The sequence below is a fragment of the Chitinophaga sp. genome (genome assembly GCF_017745275.1).
Classification (GTDB): Bacteria; Bacteroidota; Bacteroidia; order Chitinophagales; family Chitinophagaceae; genus Chitinophaga.
Genome location: NZ_JAGHZS010000001.1, coordinates 1,223,250 through 1,239,891 on the forward strand (window position 1 = coordinate 1,223,250; position 16,642 = coordinate 1,239,891).

A 16,642-nucleotide genomic window follows, 5' to 3' on the forward strand; every position below is an offset into this window, starting at 1 on the left:
TGCTATTTTAGAATGGCTGCCCCTGTGGCAGTTTAATCAGGAATAAATCTTCTTCTACTTTTTGCACATCTACCATGGGGTTAAGATGTGATTGTACTTCTTTATCGGCTTTTTCTGCATCTTTCTTTGTCATGTCGGCGGTTTGCCCATGGAAGGTAATGTCGATACAGTCTTTACCACCAATAGCACAGGTGCCTTTGCTATCTTCCAATAAAATATTACTACCTCCCGGCAATACCACCTTATCATAAAACCCGCTCCAGGCTGTGATAGCCACTTTACACGGGTTATTATTCATTTTTTTGCAGCTACCGAAGGTATTGGCTTCGAAAGGCTGACCAATATCTTTGGTGTTGGCCAACGGCTTTTCCGCACCATCCTTATCATTGATATAGTGTACCTGTTGGCTCTTTACTTTTAGTTTATCGGGGGTAGTACCAAACTTGCACTGGCAGATGGCACCCTGGCATACCAAATGTTTTTCGCTCATATCCTGATTTTATCCACGCTTGAATAATGATGAAAAGAAGCTTTTCTTTTTTTCGTTTGTTTCGGATGGTGTATCGGGCATCACCACCTGCATTGTGGGCGCCGGTGCTTTGTCCTTTTCCCGCAGGTGATAAACAGAGAAACTGATTTTCTTCTCCAGGCCTGGACCTGATTCCATGTGACAGTGGCCTATAATAGCGTTGATGGAATAGTCGTGATGATATAGCTTATACACCATATCCATGTTGCCTTTCAACGGTGTATGTACGCCCTCCATATGCTGCGACAATGGCAGGTCCTTTTCCTGTAGCAGGTCTTCCACACTGCGCGGATCATTGCAGTAACCTTTTTGCTGGAGAATAAGACAGCCGCTATCGGTATGATGCTGTACCGGCTTTTGCGTTACGGCAAAGCTCACCGGCGCCGTATATGGCATCACCGGCAATGCCGCAGTGATAGGTCGCTCTATGATATCACTCCCCTGGTATACATTGGAAAAATAAAGCGACATAAACCAATCGCGGCAAAGCGACTGGTAAATATGTGCAGGGCTGCTTACCGCAAGGTCCATGTATTCCACAATATCGTCTGTTACGTTGCCGGTATAATACTGCGTGATTTTAGGCTTAGCCGCTTCCCAGGCGGCGGCAATCTGCTCCTGGTTAGCCACAGCGATAAACTGTCCGGCGTCATTCACCGTGATCTGCAATGGATACAATACGCGCCCACAGCTTTCTGCCAGCTTATCGATCATTTTCTCCGGCGCCTGGTCGTTAATATATACTTGTCCTTTATTGATTTCAAAGAGAAACTGTGGACCCGGTTGTTTTCGTATACAGCATACCGTTATTTCATAGCTGATGGTTTGCAGCACACCAGCGGTTTCAAAGGTATACGTAACTCCGTAGGTCCTGTTCAGATGTATTGGGTTAAAGCGGAAAGCATTCGCCGCTGTGGATGAATAATTCATATCACTAGTACTTATTTATGTGAACACCTGTTAAAACCAAACGGGTGGTTTGTACCAACACATCATTCACATATTTCCGGATGGATACCGGTATGGCGCTGGTATCAGTATCGATCTCATAATACAATGGCGGGCGGTTGGTAAATCCCAGCTCTACCATCAATGCCGGTTGATCGTGACAATACACGCATCCCCATTTCGCCGTATTACCGGCAGTGAATAACAATGCAGGAACGGAGTCCATGATAAACCGGCTTTGCTGCCACTGTTCGGCTGATTGTTTTACCACGGCAGAATCTACCTTAGGGCCGTTGAAATCCAGCCAGGTACGTTCCAGTGCGTGGGCAGTAATTTTATATTTCGCACGTACGGCCATGGAACTTACCCCAAACTTCACCCAGCTAAGGGAATTATTGGAAGTAACCGTTTGTGCCGGTACGCAAACGCTTACCTGTAGCAGGAATACAAGGAGGTACAAATACTTGCCCATACTAATAATTTGTAGTTAAACTTCTGTCTTTTCGCATGATATCCCATTGCCACTTGAAAAACGAGCACATTTTATCTCCTGATTCAAACGGGTTACGGTTGCCGTTCTTCTGCCAGGTGTAGTCCATGATATTATCCGTATGGCCCTGGAAGAAGGTAAACGGTGGTGGCGTGAGGCCTGCCAGTGGCTCGCCTGCACTAAAGGTATGTTGCAACCCCAGCGAGTGGCCGGCTTCATGCAACAGTGTATGCCGGTGATTCAATCCGTTCAGGAATATCACATATGCATTGCCCCATTGAAACTCTTTTGCAACGCTGCCATCGCCGGAGGTCAGGCCGTAAAGGGAATTAGCCGGCGCATCTGTCAGGAATATATAAGTACGTTTGTTGGCGTCGCCGTCAATGCTCCCGCCGGCAGGCTTGTGGGTACCGTATTTCTCGTATAGTTTGATGATGTCATGGAGGTATGCATCGGTTGAGAAGGGCCGGTTGGTAGCACTCAGATTATCCAGGCAGAAAACAACATCCCTGTCGGTTTGTGGAAGTGTACTGATATCAAAAGAAGTGTCTGTCTTTAGTTCTGCCCTGATAAGGGCCTGGTTAAAAGAGTTTCTTTTAAACTGGTATTCAAAGTCCTTTACATGTTTTTGCTCTATGGTAGTCATGCTGGTACCCTGGTAGCCTACCCGCACCAGCACCAGTTCCATTTTAGGAATCTCATTGTTCTGGTATACCATCAGTTTACCTATTTCGGTTTTCTTACTACCTAACTTCGCAAAAATCTTTATTTCTTCATGCTGCGATAGCGGGGCATCGTTATTTACCACGTTGATGGCGGCTTTCAGGGTATAGTACATTACCTTCACTCCATTAGGTAAAAATTTCTTTTTCTTACCTGCTCCAATCAATGCCCCGATACTTATTTTCTGCGGGCTTACTTTCAGGTGTGGATTTTTGCTTTCGAAGATGATTTCCGTGCCATCGTTAATGACTTCTTCAATTTCCTCCAGTTCCACATCCAGTTGAGCGCCGTTTTTGTTCATCGATGAACCATGCTTAAACTGTGCTTCCGTAGTATGTGGAAAAAGCGATAGCCATGCCGGGTAATAGTCTTTCCCATAAGGCTTTACCGGGTTCTTCACATCTTTCAGGTAGGTGCTTTTCACGGCCTCCACGTTATCCGCCAGGGGCAGGGTACTCATACAGGAGCTACCATTATTATCACGTTCTATAAAGAAAAGCGGGTAGATGTACTCATCCCTGATCCAGTCGAAACCGTATTCGCCTTTGTAGCCGGCAGGTCTTCTGACATGCACCAGGAATTTTTTGAGTTCTTTTTCCTTTTGTTCAGGTGCTTTATACTTATCGTAAACAATTTTGTCGGTGCTTTTCAATTTCACCTGGTTGGCGGCATTCAGGCTGATATCGCCGTTGGTGGCGTAGGTAACAGATTGTTCTGAATGCTCTACAATTGTTTTTGCTACAGAAATTATACTTCCCATGTGATCAGTATATAGGGGTTAAAACATTTTTGCTTTGTCGCCGCTTTTATTCACAATTTGTTTAGCGCTGTGCATTTCAATATTTTCCTTTGTACTGTTCATGCTTACTTTTTCGGCAGTTTTCTCGATACTTTTAGCGGTGCGCTGCAGGGTATCATCAGCCACTTCTTTAATATTAGCTGCCAGCAGGCTGAAATCTTTGGTGGCGGTTTGTGAAATATTTTTGCCGGCGCTCACCTGTATATTTTCTTTTGCGGTAAAGCTGATATTTTTTGCGTTGACAGTAATATTTTCCGGCGCGCTGATATTGATGCTTTGAGCGCTGGTATCCAGCGTAACGATGTTCCCGGATTTATCAGTGATGGTGATACTTTCAGCACCATCGGTATCATCGAGGCGGATGATATGGCCGCTGCGGGTTTTAATTACTTTCAGGTTATTCTGTGCATCGCCGAAACTCGTTTTGGCGTTACCGTTATATACTGTTCCCATCACCAGCGGTGCTTCGGCGTTGCCGGCTTCAAAGTCCACCCATACCTCCTCTCCTGTTTCGGGGATGAAGTAAAAGCCTTTGTCGGCTCCGCCATGTGGTGATACAATGCGCAGCCAAGGTGTACTCCCTTGTTGCTGCCATTGGAATTTCACCCGTACGCGGCCCAGGCCTTTAGGATCGTTGTTGTCTGTTACAATGGCGCTTTGTGGCTCGCAAAGAGGGACCAGTCCAACGTTGACTGCAGGCATTGCCGCAGCGGCCGGAATAGCTTCAAAGGTATTTTTATACAACCCGTTTTCTGTGCAATGATGTACCAGCCGGGTAATCACAAATTCGCCGTGATGTTCCTGCGACAGCACCGATTCATTTACAGCAATAATATCCCCGATGCGCAGGGCGCTTTGCTGGCTGGTACCTTTCAGTACAGCCATCTGCGAAAGCTTTCCTTTCTTCTGCAGGGTAGTATATTTATCCAGTTGTAATTTAGCGCCGCTGGCCACAGCCTGGTTCACGTTATAAAGAGAAGTTTTCTTATAGAGTCGTTCACTCACTTCTTTCATATGGCTCGTATATACGTCGAGGTTACCTGATGCCGCTGAATTGGTATCATTGCTGACCGCCTGGTTCTGGCGGTATTCAAACGCATGCAGCCGGCTGTTATTGGACTTCACGGTGAGGTCGAGGTGAAAGTCAATCAGGTCTACCTGGTGCGTGAGGGTTGTTCTTTGTGGGCGATAGTTGCCAAACACTACTTTCTCTCCATCATAGAAAAACCATTCACCGAAGCGGGCGGCCAGTCGTGATATAAATTGGTAGGTGGTTTCCTTGTACTGCACAATGTATTTGAGTGCATCAGTGGTAGCCGGATCTATCACAGGGGATTTAGCATAAGGTCCGCATCCCTTCAACGCTTCCGTTACAATGGCTGATAATGTTTTTTGTTCGAAACAGGCAATGTGTTCATCATCTTCCAACAGCATAGTAACACTATGTCCTTTGATAATACAAAAGCCATGGGTGCCGTCGCTGGCTTTACCCATGCTGATGCCGCTTACAAGGCCATTAAAAATTAGTGGTTTATATACACCGTTAGTTTCTACTGGTTTTATGGAGATGGAAATTTCCTTGCCCAAAAATTCTTTACTGGCGCTGAACAGGCCTTTCCCCAGCCTGGTAAGCCAGTCGTAGCCAATCATAATTTCAAAGGCATGGTGTCCATTAATGGTTTGTTGTAGTTCCAGGGAATGAAAAGAGGTGAACTGGTGATCACCAATAGAAAATGAGGTGTGCGTATACAATGACATTTCGCAGCTTTTACAGTTTTAAATATGGTTATAAACAATATATCCTTTGTCAGCGGCCGTTTCCGGCGCCTGAAAAATGATATGGGCCATTACTTCAACATGAAATTATCCAGGAGCTGCTGGTTGAAATACACGGGTTGAACACTCAACACAGCAGATAGATATGGTTCCTAATAATCTGCAACTAATATACAACATGTGGTAGAATTTCCAGCAACCGGGCTCAAAAAATACCATCCATCAAATTTAATCTGCAAAAGAGCTCAGCCATTGTAAAAATGTCCGGATGAACAATTAAGTTTACAAGCTCAAAATTACTACTATGTCCCCTACCCGTATAAACCGGCTACTGGCTGGCTTCTTGCTGCTAGCCTTACCTTGTAGCAGCCAGCAACAAATTCCTAAAAAAAATATCGCGGAGATCCGGTCTATTGATCCTGCCGACACCAACTTTTCTGATCTTGAAAGTATCAAGACCGCCATCGGCGACACCCGCATTCTCTTATTGGGAGAACAAACGCATGGCGAAGGATCAACTTATCTAGCCAAAACAAGGCTCATTAAATACCTTCATGAACAGCTGGGATTCAGTGTGCTGGCTTTTGAAAGCGGCTTCTATGACATGGCCCGCATCTGGGAAAACACGCTTCACGGCAGCCCTATTCAAAAAGAAATTCCCGGCAGTTTATTTTACATGTATGCGCAGAGTAAACAGATGTTTCCTTTGTTCGACTATATACAATCCAAAGTACATCAGCCGGATGAATTGACCGTGACTGGTTTTGAGAGTCAACATTCCGGAGAAAAAGCAAAAACACTGCTGTTCCCTGACTTTGAAAATTTCCTGAAAGAAAGGAATCCTTCCCTGTTAGGTGCCGACTGGGAAATTTTCAGGAGGCTCTCCGTAGCTACAATGGCTTCCAGGTCCTATCGCCCGGCGGATGATGAGAAGAAAGCTTTCTTCCGTGAACTGGCGGCGCTAAAGAAATCCTTATCTCCCAACGATGTAACCCCTGACAATCATTTCATCAACTCCGGTGGATTCTGGTACCGCGTAGTAGCCAGCATTGAATCAGAAGCACTGCGCTACTGGGGAATGGTAACAGGTAATGAAATGGCGGTCCGGGATCTGCAGATGGCGGAAAATATTATCTGGCTGGCGGAAAAAGTATATCCCGGGAAAAAGATCATTGTATGGGCGCATAACGTTCACGTATCTAAAGGTACACAAAGCATCAAAACAGCTATAGATCCGGTGAACAGTTTCTTCTCTACTTATACACCACTGGGAGTAACAGTGCACCAACATTTTGGCAAAGCCGCTTATACCATAGGCTTTACTGCCGCAACGGGCACCTTCATCGACTTCAATAATGGCAAACTGCAAACTATTTCACCATTGGATCCTAACAGCGTAGAAGCCATACTTTCCAACACCGGCTACAAGTATAGCTTTACTAACTACCGGGCATTAAAAGGCAAGCGGGCAACAGGTATGCTCATGGACTACATTCCCGGAACCACCATATGGCCGGAAGTGTTAGACGGACTATTCTTCATTAAAAACGCTACGCCGGTAGACCGGTAACAGCGGCCGCAGGCAGCCATCCGTTGCTTTTATATAAAATAACGAGTAATTTCAACCCTTATACAACTTTAAGGGATGATGAAATTAAAAGGATGGCTGCTTGCATGGATAGCCTCCACCGGCAGCATGGCTGCGGTAGCACAGGAGTACACATTACATTCGCCGGATGGCAAAACGGAATTACGTATAACCGTAAAAGATAGTATACGATATACCGTATCGTTTAACGGGAAAATGCTGCTACAACCGGCTACCGTTGGGTTGTCTACCTCTCTTGCACAGGATGGCCCGTGGAAAGTGGCGAATACTAAAACCAGTACCGTCTCCCAATTACTGCATCCGGTAGTTCAACAGAAGTTTGCCTCCATCGAAGATCATTACGATCAGTTGCAGCTCAACTTTAAAAATCGTTTTACCCTGCAATGGCGTGCCTACAACAATGGTATCGCCTGGCGCTGGCTCGTGAACGCCAAAGGTGCATGGCAGGTAACCAATGAAACCGCTAACTTCTCCTTCCAGCCTAAAGACAGTGCGTGGTACCCTGTAGAAGATGGTTTCTTTTCCCACAATGAGCGCCTTTATCACCACCTGGCCATTAGCCAGATCAAAGAAAAACAAAGCCTGGCCAGCTTGCCTGCCTTGTTTAGTGTAGACGGCGTAAAGCTCCTTGTTACGGAAACGGCCCTGCTCAATCATGCCGGCATGTGGCTGAACGGAGCAGGTGATAATACCATCCACGCAGTATTTCCCAACTATCCCATCAAAAAAGTGGCGACCTCCGACCGGGACGAACACGTAGAAACCCGCGAAAACTTCATCGCCAAAAAAGAAGGCCCCGCAGAACTCCCGTGGCGTATTGTAATGATTGCACCGGAAGATAAAGACTTGCTTGTAAATGAGCTGCCTTATCAACTGGCAGCGCCTTCTGCCGGCGACTATAGCTGGGTGAAACCCGGCAAAACCATCTGGGACTGGTGGAACAATAACAATGTATACGGCGTAGATTTCCGCGCCGGCGTTAATACCGCCACCTACAAATATTATATTGATTTTGCCGCTAAATACGGCCTTGAATACGTAGTATTCGACGAAGGCTGGAGCGATACCCGGAGCCTGTTGAAAGTAGCGCCAGAAATGGATATGGAAGAACTCTCCCGCTACGCTGCTGCTAAAAAAGTAGGCATCGTGCTATGGGCAAACTGGCTGGCGCTGGACCAGGAACTGGATGCTTCGCTCAACCTCTTCGCCAGATGGGGCGTGAAAGGTATCAAAGTTGACTTTATGCAACGCGACGATCAGCAAATGGTCAATTTCTACGAAAGAGTGGCCAAAGCTGCTGCTGCACGCAAAATGCTGGTAGACTTCCACGGCGCACATAAACCTGCAGGGCTACAACGTACATACCCCAACGTAATTTCCTTTGAAGGCGTATACGGCCTGGAGCAAAGCAAAGGCGATGAAAGCAAATCTATTTCTCCCGAACATAACGTGACGTTTCCTTTTATCCGCATGGCGGCTGGCCCGGCAGACTATACCCCCGGTGCCATGCTGAATGCACAAAAAGACGACTGGGCCCCACATTGGACCAACCCCATGAGCATGGGTACACGCTGTCATCAACTGGCGATGTATGTGGTATATGAAAGTCCGCTGCAAATGCTGGCGGATAATCCTACCCACTATTACAAAGAACCGGAATGTATGCAGTTCCTGCAGGCCGTTCCTACCGTATGGGATACCACCATTGTACAACAGGCCAGTGTAGGGAATTATATCCTCACTGCCCGTAAAGCCACTAACGGCGACTGGTACGTGGGCGGCATGACTAACTTCACCGCACGTACGCTAACATTGGATTGCAGCTTCCTGCCGGCAGGCACTTACACGATGCATACCTGGAAAGATGGTATCAATGCAGATAGAAATGCCCAGGATTATAAGATGGAGGAAATTACTATAGACAGGAATTCCAAAGTGCCCGTAGTGATGAGCATGGGCGGTGGATGGGCAGCGAGAATAGTGAGAAAATAACACCTCCTCACAAGTAATCCTGGTTGTCTAAATGAAAGGTTTTAGCGCCAGCAACGCAAGTTTGGCATAGTTTCATGTCGGATCTATACAAGAACATTTCACAGCGAAGCACTAATTTTGTAAAAAAAACAGGACAGCCCTGATATGAAAGCAGACATTTACCAGCCAAGCCTCCCATTAAGCAGGTATATCGACAATTATATGATTGTTGATATCGACTGGAAAGCTGTCAATCAGGAATATGCTGTTTGGCGGCTGATCCCTTTCGGGCAGACTTCCATGTTGTTTCTGTATGGAGATCTGCATCAGTACAACATGGAGGGAGCGCAGTTTGACATGTTGCAAACACGGCGTGCGTTTATGGTAGGTCAATTGACCAAACCTATCTGGCTGAAATTTTCAGATCATACCAGGCTGGTGAAAGTACAATTTAAACCTGGCGGCATACATCAACTGCTACCGGTAAATATGCAGGAATTCACCAATGTTCCCAGTGTAGACCTGGAGGCTGTATGGGGATACACCGTCAACCTCCTCCTGGAGCAGCTCTTTGAGGCTACGAGTGATGAGCAACGTGTAGCATTAATGAATCAATTCTTAGAGGCGCGTTTATATCCTGCTTCCGGTTTGATTGATTATGTAGATTTTTCTATTCAGCAACTCCGGAAGAATAAGGGCAATGTGGCGGTCCAACAGTTGGAAGATCAACTTGGTATTAGCAGCAGGCACCTGGAAAGACTATTCCGTACAAGAATAGGGCTTTCTCCTAAAGAGCTGGGTAAAATTATGCGTCTTAATTTTGCTTTAAGCCGGTTAAAGGAAGCAGATATTTCTTTATGTGCCGTATCGCACGATGCCGGTTATTATGATCAGTCGCACTTTTCAAGGGACTTCAAAAGCATAGCTGGCGTGGCTCCCTCCAAACTTTTATCGGAAAGTGCTACCGAGCTTTTTGTCACCAATGGTAAATGCTTTATATAAATCCATCGATTTATAGCCCCAAATAAATGATAAGCCACATCAAAAGATGTGGCTTTCTATTTTTATAAGGACTCCTTTCATTAATACAGGTCGGATTTATACAAGTTTATTAATTACAATCATCGCATCTTTGCATTATTAAATAACCTTCAAAAATGAATATCAACATCATTACCCCAATTGCCTGTATCCCCATCGGGCCCCCACTTGCAGTTATTACTGCCAATATACCTCAACCTTTATTCAAAAAATATTAAGGTATTGTTACTGTAAAAACTGCCTCTTGCCAGCCAAACACAATACATATATCGCTCCAGGAGTAACCTTTACCTGGCACCAACCGAAAGGGTTATTCACTGCTAACGTCAATGAGCATTTATTGCTGTTGACAACAGCAGCGGGAGAAGTATTGATAGCATATATTAAGCTGATCAGGGCTTATTATTCATCTTTTGATGATCATAAAAAAATTATAAACTATTACTATACAGAAATTGGAAAGAAATTAGCCGCTATTGACGCTATTATTCAGCCTGAAGATATCTCCCGTTTAATACACCAACTGGGATGCCTCACCGACTGGCCCCGTCACCAGCCTTTGCACTAATAAAACGTACCCAAAAAATTAAATACAATTCATTGCTTACTATTTACAGCAGGCTTCATTTACCTGCGTACTTCTCAATGATGAACTACCCCATATGTATTTTTCAAATTGTCATAAAATAAGATTCATGTATTCATTTTTAAAAAACTCCAAAACGGTGCTGCTAATGAGCATTATGCTGATTAGTATGTACAGCTGTAAAAAGAATGATAATCAACCTGTGCCCACACCCCAACGTGGTACCATACACGAAAAAGGCACTCCGGCAGGAGAAGCGGTAACGGCTAAAATAGGCCCTGCCGGCGGAACATTAACCACTACCGATGGACGGATGAAACTAAATGTACCAGCAGGCGCAGTGACAAAAGAAACTGATTTTATTATCCAACCGGTTACCAATACCCTGCCAGGCAGCCCCGGTAACGCTTATCGCTTGTTACCGGAAGGACAAACTTTTACCAAACCGGTAACGCTCACTTTTCACTACAACAACAATGACCTGGAAGGTACCGCTGCACAGGTACTATTCCTGGCCTTTCAGAGCGCCGACGGTATATGGAGATGTATGCCACAAACAGCACTGGATGAAGCAGCTCATACACTCACCGTAAATACCACGCATTTCAGCGATTGGGCGCCCTTTGCAGAATTTTGGTTAAATGTAGACAAACACGAACTGAAGCCCAAAGGCTCCACCACCGTAGATATCTCCTCCCCTTTCCTGCTGGAACCACTGGTGAAGGGTGATCCCATGGAAATAGCCGATACCCATGCGGAAGACAATCCAAAAAACATAAAGAACTGGCAAATATTCCAGGCAGGTAAGCTCACTGTTGAATCCAATAACAAGCGCGCGCTTTATACCGCCCCGGATCAGATCCCTCCTCATAACCCGGTGCAGGTTACCGTGGAAATATACAACTTCATTCCGCCGGGATATGTACGTCCGGGCGCTACCGGCAAAGCCATACTGATGTCTAATATCTATATTGTAGATGAAACCTATTTCATCGCAGAAGTAGATGGCATTCCCTATAACCTTAGCGGCATTTTATATACCATGGAAGATGGAAGGCTGGTGATCAATGGCAATCTGTCTGCCGGATCAAATATTATGTTGGTGACCATCGGTACCAACACCGGCTTCTATCCCTTTGCTACAGAGGAAAATGGTGGCACCGGCATTGCAGTATATAACGGCGGGCCCGGCATCGGATATGTACATGAATATACCCCCTGTGAGTCGGACGCTATTGCCTCTCCCGGCGGAATATCCATACAAAAAAAGGAAAAGTCCGGAGACGTGGAATATGTAGAAGGCTCCTTTAATGCTACTGTATATAAAGAAGAAGGCTTATGCCCACACCTGGTTGTACGCCAGAAAAATATAAAAGGAAGCTTCCGTGTGATCAGAAGAGTAGAATAACTCCATTCCTAACATCTATTAAACATTGGTTAACATGACCTATAAATTACTCCGTTCCATAGCAGGAACTGGCCTGGCCTGCCTGCTGTTAAGCATGAATATCGCCTGCAAAAAAAATAAGGACGACAACAGCATACCTGTTACTCCCCGTACAGACATTACCGCGGATGTTTCCGGCGTCTCCTGGTTTGGCCTGGATGAAACAAACATGGACCCTGATCAACATTTCAGTCTTACAGTATATAATCCAACAACCGGTATCTGGTTTAACAATGCACCTACACCATGGGATATGGTACCCCGTCCGGGCAATGGCATCCGTTTCAGTGCAAATGGTGACTTTGAGATTTGTCGCTTTACCAACTCTGGTATGGGTGGCCTGAAATCATATGCATTCTTTTATATGAAAGGTACCGCTGAACAAAATGGAAACGATATTATGCTACATCCTACTATTTACCGGAATAAATACCATAGTGTGAGTGATCCCGGCCTGAACTACGACAAAGAACTACCCAGAGAAGCAATGAAAATAAAATACGCCACGCACCGCTATACCAACGGTTGGGATCATGTAGACATCACCTGGAGTGACAATACCGTTTCCCGTTACTACCGGCGTTACTAAACGTAAAAAACATACTGCAATAAAAAAGGCCATCTCAGTAATCTCTGAGATGGCCTTTCTACATCTACAATTTAATCAGCCGTATCACTTCCGACTTTCCTCGTCCTTCCAAAGTCAATAAATACATGCCATTCTTCAAACGACCAAGGCTTTCACTGATCCGGCGTGTTCCTGGCGTGATCTTCCAACGGAATACCACGATGCCTGCAGCATCTACCAAAGTAGCTCTTTCATAAGCTTCCTGGAATACGATGTTGAGTTGTTCGGTAAAGGGATTAGGATAGACCCGTGTTTTAGTCAGCGTAATGGTTTTAGGTTGCGTCATTGCGGATGACTGCATAGCAGATAACGGCTGTATAGGTGTACAGTTGTCGATGTTAAACCAATTGAATTTAAAGGTACCGGCTCTCACATGAATGCCGGTATACGTCAATGCCGGCAACGTGATGGTGTCGCTGATAGTTTGCCAGGTACCACCGGTATTCGGAATATTAATGACGCCATAAAGCACACCTCCACTGCCTACGCCGGCCTGTGCTGCCGCAGTAGTTAACACCCGCAAACGTACATTGTATTTACCCGCTGTGGGCACTACCAGGTTGTTATACGCAAACCAATCGCTTAGTTTCAAATTGGTAAAGTTTTGCCCACCGCCTATATCTGTGCAGGTTTCCTTCACTGGTCCGGAGATATAAGAAGAAGCGCTTTCTGCTTCATACCGGTTATTCACGGCGCAGTTATATGCGGCAACACGTACATTGGTAGATTGACTCACCCCACTCACGGTAGCGGTTACACTAAAATTACCCACGGTGCTGTCTGCGGTAAACAATCCAGCCGGACTAATACTGTTGCCTGTGCCGGTGACGGTCCACGTAAGGCCGGCCATGTCTATTACATTGTTGGCGGCATCGTACCCGGTAGCGGTAAACTGTTGTGCTGTACCAGCCGGCAGCGTTACATCCGCAGGCGTGATTTCAATCCTGGCCGGTGGCGGCGCCACGCAATCATCTATCGAGAACCAATTGAATTTAAACGTACCTGATACCACGTGTATACCTGTATAAGTCAGCGCTGGTAATGTGATGGTATCCCTAATCGTTTTCCACACCCCACCGGTAGACGGAATGTTAATGGTGCCAAAGGTCTGGCCACCATGACCTACCGACACCTGTGCTGCTGCAGTAGACAACACACGTAAGCTGATGTTATACCTGCGGGCCACGGGCACATTCAGGGTGTTATAAGCAAACCAGTGACCGGCGTACAAATTCTTATAATCCTGTCCGCCGCCCACATCAGTACAAGTTTCCAGCACCGGGCCGGAAGATAATGACGACGCCGATTCTGCTTCATATTTCCCGTTTATAGTACAACCATAGGCAAGTGTAACAATAGCCGTATCTGTAATAGCACCGGCAGTTAAGGTAACCTGGTAATTGCCGGTAGTATTACCTGCGGTGAGCACGCCATTGGCCTGGATGCTGTTACCAGCGCCGGTTACCGCCCACACTTTGGAAGCAGGTAATGGCATCACGCTATCGGTTTGATCATAGCCTTTAGCCGTAAAGGTATAGGTAGATCCTACCGGGATCGTCACGGTGTCCGGAGTGATCCGGATCCGTGTCAGCACCGGCAATGGCAACACTTTAACGATAGCAGCACCAATGACGCTGTTGTCTTTCGCCTGCACCGTAAAGTACCCGGAGGTATCCGCGGCAGTGAATAAGCCGGTTTGACTGATCATCTGGTGACTGTTATTCACCATCCATTCCGGTGTAATAGCCATCTTCACACTATCCTGGTCAAACCCGGTGGCAATGTATTGCTGTGTAGCCAACGCTACTACAGACACGGAATCAGGCGTCACTTTAATCCTGTTCAGCGTTACCGCCTGGGCCGGGATGATCTTCAGCCAGTTAAAATTCCATCCGGAGCTGTTAGACAGGATACGGATGGTTTGCGTACCCTGCTTTAATGTAAAAGCGGGCGAAGTGATGGTATACCAGTTCTGCCAGCCGCCGGAAACAGGCAGGCTCATAGTAGCCAGGTTAGCGCTATCCAGCTGGACAGACAGGCTGGATAATGTATTCGCCGCCACCCGGAACTGTATGCGATATAATCCGCTGTCCGGAACACTCAGATCGTATTCCATCCAGGTACCTTTGCCGATATAGCTAATATTTAGGTTACCACTGGTATCCGACACCGGTTCTGTGCAACAGGTATTGCTGTTATCAAATGCCTCTGCCTCTATCCTTGCCGGTACAGGTTTGTAGTTGGTAGCGCGGATATTGGCGTAGGTGGTAGCAGAACGGGTAATGGTATCTACAGTAGCCGTTGCCGTTATAGTGCCCGACGATTGAAAAGTAGCTTTACCGCTGGCAGTAATAGTGTTGCCGGCACCGGTAATACTCCATACCGGGTTGATGGCAATAGGACGGCCGTTCTGGTCGTTCGCGGTGGCGGTGTACTGAATCACTTTACCAGGCAGCAATACCTGGTTGCCCGGCGATATCATAATGGTATCCAGCATTGGTGTTCCCAGGCCTTTCTGGTAGATTCTCACATAGTCTACGTTCATGCTATCGGGCCAGTTGGAATCCGTAATATTTCCACCCATACCACCACCAATAGCGAGGTTCAGGATCACATGAAATTGCTGATCGAAGGGCCAGTCTTTCCAGTCTGTTTGCGGATTAGCATACGCATATATGCGACTGCTATCATAGGTGAAAATGAGGGAATCGGCAGACCACTCCATCGCATACACGTGATAGGCCGTATTTACATCCGGGATAATTTTTGAGCCGGTAAGATGCCCGCCATTTGTCCAGTTACTATTCTTCGTATGTACGGTAGACATCACATTGCCGAGGTTATTCCCTACTTCTTCCATGATATCCAGCTCCCCACTGGCGGGCCATCCGCCATATACACTGTAGGTAGGCATCAGCCAGATAGCCGGCCATGATCCTTTGGCTTTGGGTAGTTTAGCCCGTACTTCTACTTTGCCGTAAAGGATATCCATCTTGCCCTGTGAAATTAGCCTGCCGGAAGACCATGGCTCGGTAGTGTTGCCGTTGGGATAATCCTTTTTCCCGGTGATGACAAGGTCACCGTTGCGTACACGGATATTATCGTGCGTGGTATCGGTATATACCTGTTGTTCTCCATTGATCCATCCTTTGGGTTTTGCATCCACAGTCCATTTGCTGCGATCCGGCAAGCCATCTGTATTAAACTCGTCGTTGTATACCATTGTCCATGCAGGGTTTCCGTCGAATACTGCGTTACCTTTTGCCACATAGTAAGGCAGATTGGCGGAGTCCAGCTCCGTGCCTGCCACGGTTAACTGCAACGTTCTCCGGGAATAGTTGGCGGGGGAATTACCACCCAGCACAATATTCGCCAGGGTGTCGCTGATACGTTGAATGCTGTCTATCCGCACGCCGGGAGGAAGATTGGCCGCGGTCCATGATAACTTATCCAGTTGCGCTTTAAACGCTGCGCCATTGAGTTTGGCAGGAATGATGGCACCATTCTCCTGCCCCATTAATATCCGTGTACTCGTTAACGTGATACCAATAGGGTTAGGTGCCTGTACCAGGTCGAAATACAAAATACCATTGGCCTTTCTGCCATCGATAAATTGTACGGCGATATTATTCAGGTCGGTGCGGTTTTTTACACTTTGAAAGTTGAAGGTGGCTTCTTCCCACTGGTTAATATTTTTGATTTTGTATGTAAAATAAACTGCTTTCGTATAGTCGCTACCGGGTTGCAGCTTAAACATCACTTCCTCTTGCACATTACTGTACACCAACATTTTGAAGGTACTGTTGACAGACAGATCGAAAGGCGTATTCAAAGGACAGGTAGCACTCATGTACTCAAAACAGCTGGTATCTTTCGTGAACTTTGCCACATAGGGGCTGGGATTTACGGTAGATGGAGCAGGATTGGCAACATGAAAAAGCACCGATCCGGTGGCCCCGGCGCCGGCATAATACGACCAACGGCCGGAACAGGGACCATGTCCTTCCATGTCATCCAGCAACAGGTACTGGGCATGGAGGGTCTGGCACAGCAATATGCTGCACCAAAAGAGCAGTAACATTTTTTTCATAACGG

The 16,642-nt window shown here is 46.4% G+C and carries 12 protein-coding genes; 6 read left to right on the plus strand and 6 right to left on the minus strand.

Translation table 11 applies throughout. The annotated features are described in order from the left end of the window. Positions 1-7: 7 nt before the first annotated feature. From J7623_RS04955 to J7623_RS04975, 5 genes are read right to left on the minus strand one after another with little or no spacing between them, the layout of a single operon-like run. A complete protein-coding gene (locus tag J7623_RS04955) occupies positions 8-490 on the minus strand; it encodes a DUF4280 domain-containing protein (RefSeq protein WP_291917848.1) in 483 nt (160 codons plus the stop codon). Positions 491-499: 9 nt separating this feature from the next. Continuing rightward, positions 500-1,459: a hypothetical protein gene (locus tag J7623_RS04960; protein ID WP_291917851.1), complete on the minus strand. Its 960-nt coding sequence runs from the start codon at positions 1,457-1,459 to the stop codon at positions 500-502. Between the two features lie 4 nt (positions 1,460-1,463). Beyond that, on the minus strand, positions 1,464-1,949 hold the full coding sequence (locus tag J7623_RS04965) for a hypothetical protein (protein WP_291917854.1): 486 nt from the start codon (positions 1,947-1,949) through the stop codon (positions 1,464-1,466). A 1-nt stretch (position 1,950) separates the two neighbouring features. Then, entirely contained in the window at positions 1,951-3,450 is a 1,500-nt protein-coding gene (locus J7623_RS04970) for a zinc-dependent metalloprotease (protein ID WP_291917857.1), read from the minus strand. Positions 3,451-3,468: 18 nt separating this feature from the next. Further along, the gene (locus tag J7623_RS04975) at positions 3,469-5,247 is read right to left on the minus strand and encodes a phage baseplate assembly protein V (protein ID WP_291917860.1); all 1,779 of its coding nucleotides are present in this window, start codon (positions 5,245-5,247) and stop codon (positions 3,469-3,471) included. Positions 5,248-5,569: 322 nt separating this feature from the next. On the opposite strand from J7623_RS04975, the gene J7623_RS04980 reads away from it, so the two are divergent. The 6 genes from J7623_RS04980 to J7623_RS05005 all read left to right on the plus strand — a co-directional run bounded on the left by J7623_RS04980 (position 5,570) and on the right by J7623_RS05005 (position 12,508). Beyond that, positions 5,570-6,835, plus strand: coding sequence for an erythromycin esterase family protein (locus J7623_RS04980; protein ID WP_291917863.1), 1,266 nt, complete (start codon positions 5,570-5,572; stop codon positions 6,833-6,835). Positions 6,836-6,910: 75 nt separating this feature from the next. Beyond that, positions 6,911-8,866, plus strand: a complete 1,956-nt coding sequence (locus tag J7623_RS04985; protein WP_291917866.1) for a glycoside hydrolase family 97 protein — start codon at positions 6,911-6,913, stop codon at positions 8,864-8,866. 144 nt (positions 8,867-9,010) lie between these two features. Next, positions 9,011-9,847, plus strand: a complete 837-nt coding sequence (locus J7623_RS04990) for a helix-turn-helix domain-containing protein (RefSeq protein WP_291917867.1) — start codon at positions 9,011-9,013, stop codon at positions 9,845-9,847. Between the two features lie 283 nt (positions 9,848-10,130). After that, positions 10,131-10,454 carry a hypothetical protein gene (locus J7623_RS04995; protein ID WP_291917871.1) on the plus strand — a complete coding sequence of 108 codons (324 nt, stop codon included), beginning with the start codon at positions 10,131-10,133 and terminating at the stop codon, positions 10,452-10,454. A gap of 127 nt (positions 10,455-10,581) precedes the next feature. Further along, on the plus strand, positions 10,582-11,880 hold the full coding sequence (locus tag J7623_RS05000; protein WP_291917874.1) for a hypothetical protein: 1,299 nt from the start codon (positions 10,582-10,584) through the stop codon (positions 11,878-11,880). A 34-nt stretch (positions 11,881-11,914) separates the two neighbouring features. Beyond that, on the plus strand, positions 11,915-12,508 hold the full coding sequence (locus J7623_RS05005; protein ID WP_291917877.1) for a hypothetical protein: 594 nt from the start codon (positions 11,915-11,917) through the stop codon (positions 12,506-12,508). Positions 12,509-12,572: 64 nt separating this feature from the next. Here J7623_RS05005 and J7623_RS05010 read toward each other — a convergent pair whose 3' ends face one another. After that, positions 12,573-16,637 (minus strand): carbohydrate-binding protein, encoded by a 4,065-nt coding sequence (locus tag J7623_RS05010; protein WP_291917879.1) that lies wholly within the window; start codon positions 16,635-16,637, stop codon positions 12,573-12,575. Between the last annotated feature and the right edge of the window lie 5 nt (positions 16,638-16,642).